Source organism: Fictibacillus sp. UD, from assembly GCF_043558025.1.
Lineage (GTDB): Bacteria > Bacillota > Bacilli > Bacillales > Fictibacillaceae > Fictibacillus.
In genome coordinates this window covers 271,865-281,010 of sequence record NZ_JARUHH010000006.1, presented here as the reverse complement: position 1 = coordinate 281,010, position 9,146 = coordinate 271,865, and the positions used below count along the sequence as shown (strand labels likewise).

Genomic DNA, 9,146 nt, shown 5'->3' with positions numbered 1-9,146 from the left:
TCTTCGTCTTCTTCGTCTTCTTCGTCCTCTTCGTCTTCTTCGTCCTCTTCGTCTTCTTCGTCTTCTTCGTCCTCTTCATCTTCTTCGTCTTCTTCGTCTTCTTCGTCCTCTTCGTCTTCTTCGTCTTCTTCGTCCTCTTCGTCTTCTTCTTCGCGATCTTCGCCCTCTTCGTCCTCTTTGTCATCTTCGTCTTCTTCGGCTTCTTTGTTCTCTTCGTCTTCCTCTTCTTCATCTACTTCATCGCGATTTTCTTCTTCCCCGTCTGCTTCATCTACTTCGCGATCTTCGTCTGCCTCATCTACTTCGCGATCTTCGTCTACCTCATCCTCTTCATCTTCATTACGAACTTCATCTTTTTCCTGGCCTTCTCCGTCTTCAGCTTCTTCGTTAGTTTCGTCTTCTTTATCTTCATCTTTTTCATCATTTTTATCTTCTCGTTCCTCTTGCTCTTCTTGCAGATCCTCTTCAGATTCTAATTTATTTTCTTCACTTTCTTTTTCTAATTCCTTTTCAAATAAAATATCTAAACCTTCTTTTGCATCTTTTAGACCTGCCAGAGTATCCCCAGATAATCCTTTTATAATTTCATCTTTTGCAAGAGTACCCACTTCGTTCATTTCTTTTTTCCAACCAGCCCAAGACATTGTCTGAAATGATTTTGATAAAAAGTCAAGTCCACTTCTCGGTTCGAGTCTTCTAATATCCTCTTGTAATTTAACACCGGCATTCCTTAATCCAGCAACTGCTATGGCCGCTCCTGGGTTTCCACCTGTTAAAATTCCTACACCTAAACCTGCAATCCAAAAGCCTGTTTTCATAGCTTTGCTATTAAAGTTAATATCTAAAACTCGTTTTCCCCACATTTCACAGGTCCTCTAAAAACAATATTGAGATTAAATCATTTTGTAATAAGTGAAAGATAGCGTCTTTTACAATAACTTCTGTTTCTTTAAAAGATGCTCCGCTATTTTCAACCACTAATGTTACAATATCTTGGAAGCTATTGTTTTGATCTAATAAAGACCACACTATAAAACATATATCAGGAAGTCCAACTGGTTTATCAGAAGATAAAGTCGTAAAGTAGTAATTATCTTCTACTTTTTTCAAGGCTATACCTCTCCTCAAAAAACGAAGGGAGTCTTTATAATTTTCTAACTCGTTAAAAATTATTAGCTGCTTTTCTAATAGTGGATTAATAACTTCTTTAACTAATTCTTTTTGATCCTTTTCTAAAAATGCACATAGGTCTTTTAATATGATTTTGGATTTCCCTATAGCTGACCAAACTAAATGTTGAAGAGCAGTTATTCTTACATAATTATTATTAATTGAAATATAGAAGCCTTCGTGAAGTATATTATTTTCTTCTATATATCCAGCCGTTTGACCAACTGGCATGAATACAGAATTTAATGCTAGATTATTGTTATTTATCAGATTCTCTTGATTTAATTCATTTAGTTCAGGTAAAGTTTTTGAATATTTTTCCATTATCCAGAGCCTTGTTTTTAAAAAAACCTTTACATTTTCCCATAACCTTTCTTCAGCAAAACTTTGACTACAATTTAAAAACTTTCTTATATTTTCTAATACTTGAGTTAATGAAGTTGTACCCGTAGCTGATATCCAAATTAAGTACTGTTCCTTAGTCATTAGAATATTTTTTTCTTTATGTACTCTTCTAACTCCATATGTTTGCCCCTCTAATAAACCAATCGCTTGACCATTTCTCGATACGATTAAATTATCATAAACACTCTTATCGTCTTTATCAAAAGCCAGTCCTTTCGAAATTAGAAATTCTATTCCAGTTTCTAATTCCTTTTTATTACGGGTTTTTAGATACTGTTTTTTCCAATTTTCCGTATTTTCTGAATCCATTAGATTATCCCATTGTTTGTATTCATCAATATTTAAAAATTCAAGATAATCGGAAGACCCTATTGCAAAGTAATCTTCATTTTCCTTTATTATTTTTCCTAAATTACGACCACAAGCTATTAAGTTTATTTCATTTGTCATTTTAGACACCTACCTATTTAGCATAATAGTTTAAAAAGAAACCAAATAAGGTGTTGTCCTTATTTGGCCTTTTGAATAACAACGCCTTAATAATTTATAGGGTGAAACAAGAACGGTTCACCATTAAAAGGTGATACAATACATTCGCCTATTTTCAAACTAGTCAAATCCCAATCTTCTATAACATTCCCATCGGTTATCATATCCTGCACACCTTTACTTGCGTTAGAAGAACCTATACTTATCAATTTTTTATTTCTTCCATGCCTATTTACGACCAATGATCGGCTAGCTGCATCAAATAATCTAAAAGCAAAAACAGTACCGAATCCAGTTATTATACTCGAACCTAATGATGGACCATAGGTGTTCTCTACTTGACTAACATTTTGTATACCTGCTATTACTTTTACACCAAGTGACCGTCCAAAATTAAGTGCATTGTCCATATAATTCAATTTTGGGATTAAAGGAAACTCATCAAGTATAAAGTAGATGTTCCCTTTACTTTCTGATTCCGATCGCCCTAAAACTTCCTTCATAGCTAAGTCTAGCATCAATGTATAAACAGGATTCAAATTATTTCCATTTGATATATCATACTCTAAAAAAATTGCTTTTCCATTTTTTTGATTAATGGATCTTTTTATCGAGAAATCCCCTGATTTTGCGAATGCACCTGAAAAAATATTAAAGATATTTTGATACAGATGCATAAAAAAGCTTTGTTTGGAGGAGGTACTACTTTCTTTGCTAATATAGTTACGTACCCATTTTAAATCCTCATATTCTTTCAAGAGAATTCGAACTGATGTATCCGTTGCTTTTTGAAGCCACTCTACTAATTTTTGGTGATTCCAATATTCACCCTTAAGTTCAATATTACGAACTTGACTGCTTAATATAGCGGCAAATAAATCTCGAGCACCAGTAGCAAAAACAGGTGCACTTGATCCTTCAATGTCCTCTTTAAAAAGTGTAGTAGCTATTTCTCTAATGGTTTCATCTCTCTTTTCAGGCGTAGTTGCTAATATATCTTCATAAATATTCCAGTATACAGTTCCCTCGGGGGGATTTATCTCATTTGAAATAACATAGTCCCCTGAATGATAAAAATTATTTAAATAATCACCTTTTGCATCAAAAAAGATAAATACATCGTCTCTATTTGCACTTTTTCTAATCGCGTCAATAATGTGATAAAGAGTGACAGATTTACCACTTCCTATTGAACCCATACACAGTATATGGCGTGCCAAAAGCTGGTTATGTATGACGATTCCTGTGTTGTTATTACCCTTAATTCCAACTTTAGATTTACCATACCATTTCACTTCACTAGGTTTAAGTTCTGCTAAAAGTTGCCCCTCTATTAAACTATTTCGAAGATAACTCATCGTAAGTACTCCTCATATTTTAATTAATCTTTTGCCAGTTTTTTAATCTTCCATCCTGTACTACCAGCTTCTAAAATTAGTAGTATATTAATAATGGAGCTACCTTATAAGTCATTATGACTCGATAGCCCCATTGTCTACCCAAAAATTAAAGTTGGGTTTTAGTGTATATTTTTATAAACTATGAATTTACCCAAAGTAATTAGCTTCAGCTGCATTCTTCTTTACAGAAGAACCACACTCACCACAAAACGCAGCGCCTAATGAAATTGTAGATCCACATTCACATGTCGTTGATTCGTCTTGTATTCTATTTTGTGAACTTTCTTTCTTTTCCTGAACCTGTTGGCTAATCTTATGGCTAGCAGCCGTTGCTGTATCTTTAATTTTACTAAAAGTGTTAGTCAGTTGCGCTCCCATTTCTTCTGTTGATACTGGAATGCTCACAGGAGAATTTTTCATTGGCTGACCTACCCATTTATCAATTGCTAAATCGCCCATTACTTGTATATCTTGAACTAATGCTCCGACTTCTCTAATCATTTGTTCTGTATGACGCCCTGGGCCAGATGCTGCCACAGATAACCAAGCCGTATCGCCACCAAGTCCGAATCTGCTAAGAATTCCACTTTTTGCTTCAACAGCAACTTGAATTGCGCTACTTGATTGGCCACTAGTTTGTATACCTAGATACATCTGAACGCCAGATTGGGTAAAAGCCTTATATAATGTATGAAGTCCCCATGCTAAAATTATCAGTGCAAAGAGTGATATAAATCCGAAGCCATCACCATTAAACACGGTAAATAATCCTACTAAAGATAAGATAGCTCCAAAAATAATTTGACCTATATTCTTACCTCGTGATAGTTGGGATATTACTCCAGTAACTTGATCCACCTTAGTTTCTCGAACAAGTAAACTATTTCCCATCATACTTTTTGAACTACCTGTAAATATTAATCGTCGATTTGTAGCAACCAAATATCCTTCTGTCTTAGGGTTTTCTATATAGGAAGCTTCATATTCCCGAATTACTGTCTCGCCTTCAGAAAGTACAACACCATGTATTTGCCTCAACCCATCCACCTCGTTATTCTTGTTTTGTTTTTTTAGAATCTAAATTCTCAATTTTAGTTACAAAATATTGATTGTTATCCAATGTAATTGAATATTTCTTTTTTCTCTCATAATAATACTTACCATCTGTCACCGAACTATAATTAAATGTTTCAAAAGTTTCGATTTCAAAATCTTTTTCACTTATTTGTATAAAGGATGTTATATCATTTTCTAAAAAATCATAAGAGTATTCCTTTATTTTAGAGTGATCTTCAACAAACTTCTTATATTCCTTATAGATAGGTGATCCTTCTTCAAAATACGATGAAACATAATTAAAATCTGCAGCAGTAATTGCATCTAAATAATCAAGACGGAATTGATTCACTAACTGTGTTGTTCTTTCCTCATGTAATTCTAAAGATTGCTGCTTATTTTTATAGTCATCGAAGCTTAGATACACTTGACTACCATTAAGCTTCTCAACTGAAGATTTATAAACCGTTCCATCTGTATCTTTAAATTCAGCATACACTTCAATATTGCTGTTTTCTGGAACTGGAGAAAGATACTGAATTTCTTCAATGGACCGTCCAGTAGATTCATTATTAACAAATAATGTCGCATCAGTTATATCTGAATTAACAGCAACAGAGGTTTCCGCAAATTGAATTTCAAAAGGGCTGGAATGATCTGGCTTTATGGAAAATGGATACTCTACTTTAAAATCTCCCATTTGACTTTTATACAACGCACTAAGATTATATTCTCCAGGCAAGAATAGTCCTGCTAGTTTTGGTTTATTTGCATCATCCGTAATGATTTCATGGTCATTTATCACAATTTGGGTACCCTTATAAGGTGCTACTACATAAAACTCAACAGGATTAATATTTACTTTCACATTTTGGAAAACTCCAAAGACTTTCGGTTCTTTCTGGAGGGTAATAAATCCGAGTCCTACACTATCCGTGATAACTTTACTATTTGAGTTTGATTCAACAAGAGAATTAATACCTTCATTTAATAAACTTTCGAATTTATCCCAACCATATAGATTTATCATTAGGATTAAATCTTTATTCTCAGTATTTTCTGGAACCTTAAAATAACTGGATAATTTAGTAGCGTCACGTTCTATGTATGCTTGTTCAATCTCTTTTACAACTTTATGTGGATCATACATTCTTTTGCCTATAAAGAAAATACTGACAGTTAGCAACATAACAGTAAGAACCCATATTACGATCTTTTTATAGTTCCTCTTATCCTTAACTATAGAAATATCATTTCGAACCATTTCTTCAGAATCATTTATACCACTTATTGGAAGATCATTACTAAGAGCAGTTCCGCAAAAAACACAAAACTTCACATCATCATTTTTTTTATGACACCCCGAACAAACTTTCATATTTCACCTCCTTTATCATTTTTTACCAATATAACATTTATACCATACCCAGTTCTTTTCAAAAAGACTTTTTACCTAAATTTCAAACACATTTTTTAGTAAGAAAGACATATGACATTGCTATGCAAGTCAAGAATAAAAAATACCATTTAAATAAAAAAGCCACGTAGTTTTTTGGAAAAATTATAATTTTTATTATGCCATCTTCGGAATGTTTAAATGTTCAAGAGTAGAGTATCTATTTTAAAAAAAAAAAAATAAGCAATAAACACAGCTATTAAGATCATCCAGTGAATAACATGACTTATACTTGTACACTTTGATTAACTATTAATTGAATTTTTTTGTCGGCATTTTCATCAAAATTGTAGAAAAACCCTGTAAGAAATTAATGCTATAGCCGATAAATAAAAGGATAAAAGTACAGACAGAAATAAAGGATCTTATGTTAAAACAAATCATCTTAATTAGAGAATTGTATTCAACCATGACTATTCAGTTGCAGCTGTTGTATTAGTGTAGAAAAATGAATTTTAAGGGTTGGAGTAGCTCAGGGTACAGCTTTAGCAGATACAAATATATTTACTCTTATTCCCAAAAACATTAATATATTCCAAATTACCTGCGTCTATAGTATTATAATCGACATGACATTGAGAGCGAGTTGCTTTGAAAGGAGAAGATTGTTAGCACTCTTAGTACACATAAAAAGGAGAATAACTTTGAAACATTTTTTACCTATAATTACTATTGTATTTCTTTTACTTTTAACGGCTTGCGGAAAAGAAGATTCCGAAACAACTTCTAACGAAAACGAACCTAAAGTAGCTAGTAAAACATCATCAAAAGATTCTAAAAAAAGTAATGTACAAAAAACAAATGAAGTACATATTAAAAAATTCGGGACGGGATACGACTTTATCCCACTAGATAATAATCACGATCAGCTCAAAGTATCAGATGACATAGAGAATTTTGAAAGTAATTCTTTATTAGATGTATCGGTGGCTAAAGATTATAAGTATTATCTGCACTATGATCAACCTAGTGATGTGGAAGAACCAAACCATACCATAAGACAATTAACCGTACATAACTCAGATAATAACGAATTAAAGACACTAGAAGTAACGTTTCCTGAAATTGAAACATATGTTGGACATTTAAGTGCAGATAATGGATTTGGTTCTTATAGTGAGGATGATTTAGCTGGAGCTTCAACTTTTTTAGAAGGAAATAAAATTTATAGATATGTGAACATTCGAATTCCTCAAAGGACCACACGGGGTGATAGCAATGTAGAACCCTCTAGCATACTGATTATTGAAGAGATAGAAATCAAGGATGGAAAATTATCAGATCTAAAAGTTATAAAAAGATTAGAAAATAAGAATTACATACAAGTAGTAGAATCAACAATTGGAAAAGTGGCTGTTATCAAAGACGATAACCAATATAGAATTGAGCCACTTCTTTCAGAACAAACCCTACCTAATAAATCTATTCAAATAATTGACAAGCATAAGATAAGTGATGGTATTGTATTTATCGATTTAGAAAATGAAAAATGGTATGTAGAAAAAAATGAAGGTAATTTCGGTTCAATCGTTCAGCTATCAGCGCCTTCTGGTGAACCTTTATATGATGGAGCAAACGACAAGTTTATTGAACTAGAAACATATGGTTTAAAAACGGTTCATGCTGGACAAGGTTATTTCTATGCCATCACAGATTCTAGATACGAATCAGATGATGTGCCTCATATTTATCTAATCGATCCTAACTTAGATGTAAAATCCACATTGGTCTTTCCTAATCTAACTGAAGAAGATGTAGAAAGTTCCGCGGTAGGATTTCAAATTGATGAAAGTGGCAAAGAGTACGATTATTTTTATTTAGCCCAGTTATTTAATTACCAACGAAGTAAGACCATCGCATCTCATGGTTGGGTATATACAAAAGACGACGAAGCAGATGTTGACGAAGGGCATATTAACTCTTCTAATACCGAAAATAGTAATTCTTCTGGCAGTAATATAAATTTCGTGAACTTAAGTTATAAAGATTACTTGGAGATGAGTCCTAGAGATCAATTAATGTACCTTGATGAATTAATTCAATCAAATCCTGATATTTCAGTTACCGCTGATGACTTGTATACTATTTTGAATGATTCAGATATAAAGAGCACTGGGACAAATGATCAAACTCCTGTCCCAGAGCTAATAGAATACTTTATAAAATAATTTAGATTTTAGGGAGTATATGCAAGTAACTACTTTAAGCTATCCGGATGTACGAAGTAAAAGAAAAAGACAGGGGTTTTACAAGATGAAATGGCTTATTTTATTAGGTATTATTATCACTATTATTGTTGTAAGAAAGAAAAAAGTAGCTGAACAACTAGATAAAAATAATGATGAACTATTTGATAAAAAATATGAATTTTACAATCATTTAACCCAAATGGGTTTTATGGAATATAAAGATAGATATAATTTTTCAGGCAGTTATTATACCAATGATTCAAATTGTCAGGAGTTAACGCTAGATGCTAACTTAAAAAAGATTGCATATTGCAGTTATATTCATGGGAAAACAGATTTGAAAACAGGTATAATCGATTGTGAAGATATTATTGATGTAGAATTAGTAGAGACTACTTTTTCAGGGAGTACACAGAAAATTAAAAGTCTAGTCTTAAATATTATTGGTAAAAACGAAGAAAGTTCATTTTCTGTTTACTATCATTTTAGTTTGGCAGCTGAATTTGCAAAAGATAGACATGACGTATATTATCAGGAACGATATAATAAAGCCGTTAGAGCTTTAAACATCATTAAGAATTTCAAACAAGACGAGCAAATATTAACTTCTCAACCTATTAACCATACACCCTCTTTAACCAAAGAATTGACTGAGCTTGTTTCGTTAAAAGATAAAGGAATAATTTCAGAAGAAGAATTTATAAAAGCTAAACAAAAATTAATTAGTTAGTTTTAATTAAGCATCCTGCTCAAATTGCAGGATGCTTTCTATTAAGATATAACAAACTATTATTCGTTTTGTCACTGTCATTCCACTTGATTATTCAAGCCCTTCTTTTTTGTTGAATTCATATTGTAAATCAAATTTCTATGCAAACAAAATCTTTAGTGTTTAACGGTTTCTTCCTCTAGCATAGACTTCCAGACTTGAAAGTATATTTCATTTGCGATTTTTCTTTTCTAATGTAATCACCATATTTT

Annotated in this window: 6 protein-coding genes and 1 pseudogene; 2 read left to right on the top strand and 5 right to left on the bottom strand. The window is 32.3% G+C overall.

The annotated features are described in order from the left end of the window. The 5 genes and pseudogenes from P8610_RS12760 to P8610_RS12740 all read right to left on the bottom strand — a co-directional run. Positions 1 to 863, bottom strand: a pseudogene (locus tag P8610_RS12760) (hypothetical protein); the annotation flags it as partial. 1 nt (position 864) lies between these two features. Then, the gene (locus P8610_RS12755) at positions 865 to 2,025 is read right to left on the bottom strand and encodes a hypothetical protein (protein ID WP_394604699.1); all 1,161 of its coding nucleotides are present in this window, start codon (positions 2,023 to 2,025) and stop codon (positions 865 to 867) included. 86 nt (positions 2,026 to 2,111) lie between these two features. Next, positions 2,112 to 3,422: a type IV secretory system conjugative DNA transfer family protein gene (locus P8610_RS12750; RefSeq protein WP_394604698.1), complete on the bottom strand. Its 1,311-nt coding sequence runs from the start codon at positions 3,420 to 3,422 to the stop codon at positions 2,112 to 2,114. 189 nt (positions 3,423 to 3,611) lie between these two features. Beyond that, a complete protein-coding gene (locus P8610_RS12745; RefSeq protein WP_394604697.1) occupies positions 3,612 to 4,502 on the bottom strand; it encodes a hypothetical protein in 891 nt (296 codons plus the stop codon). A 13-nt stretch (positions 4,503 to 4,515) separates the two neighbouring features. After that, positions 4,516 to 5,898, bottom strand: a complete 1,383-nt coding sequence (locus P8610_RS12740; RefSeq protein WP_394604696.1) for a TcaA NTF2-like domain-containing protein — start codon at positions 5,896 to 5,898, stop codon at positions 4,516 to 4,518. Positions 5,899 to 6,620: 722 nt separating this feature from the next. Between P8610_RS12740 and P8610_RS12735 the strand changes: the two genes are divergently transcribed. Further along, positions 6,621 to 8,144, top strand: a complete 1,524-nt coding sequence (locus P8610_RS12735) for a hypothetical protein (protein WP_394604695.1) — start codon at positions 6,621 to 6,623, stop codon at positions 8,142 to 8,144. Positions 8,145 to 8,229: 85 nt separating this feature from the next. Continuing rightward, positions 8,230 to 8,895, top strand: a complete 666-nt coding sequence (locus P8610_RS12730) for an SHOCT domain-containing protein (RefSeq protein ID WP_394604694.1) — start codon at positions 8,230 to 8,232, stop codon at positions 8,893 to 8,895. Positions 8,896 to 9,146 lie beyond the last annotated feature (251 nt).

Coding starts and splice junctions, on each gene's coding strand:
- P8610_RS12740 (WP_394604696.1), bottom strand. CDS start 5,898: ATGAAAGTTTGTTCGGGGTGTCATAAAAAAAATGATGATGTGAAGTTT.
- P8610_RS12730 (WP_394604694.1), top strand. CDS start 8,230: ATGAAATGGCTTATTTTATTAGGTATTATTATCACTATTATTGTTGTA.
- P8610_RS12750 (WP_394604698.1), bottom strand. CDS start 3,422: ATGAGTTATCTTCGAAATAGTTTAATAGAGGGGCAACTTTTAGCAGAA.
- P8610_RS12755 (WP_394604699.1), bottom strand. CDS start 2,025: ATGACAAATGAAATAAACTTAATAGCTTGTGGTCGTAATTTAGGAAAA.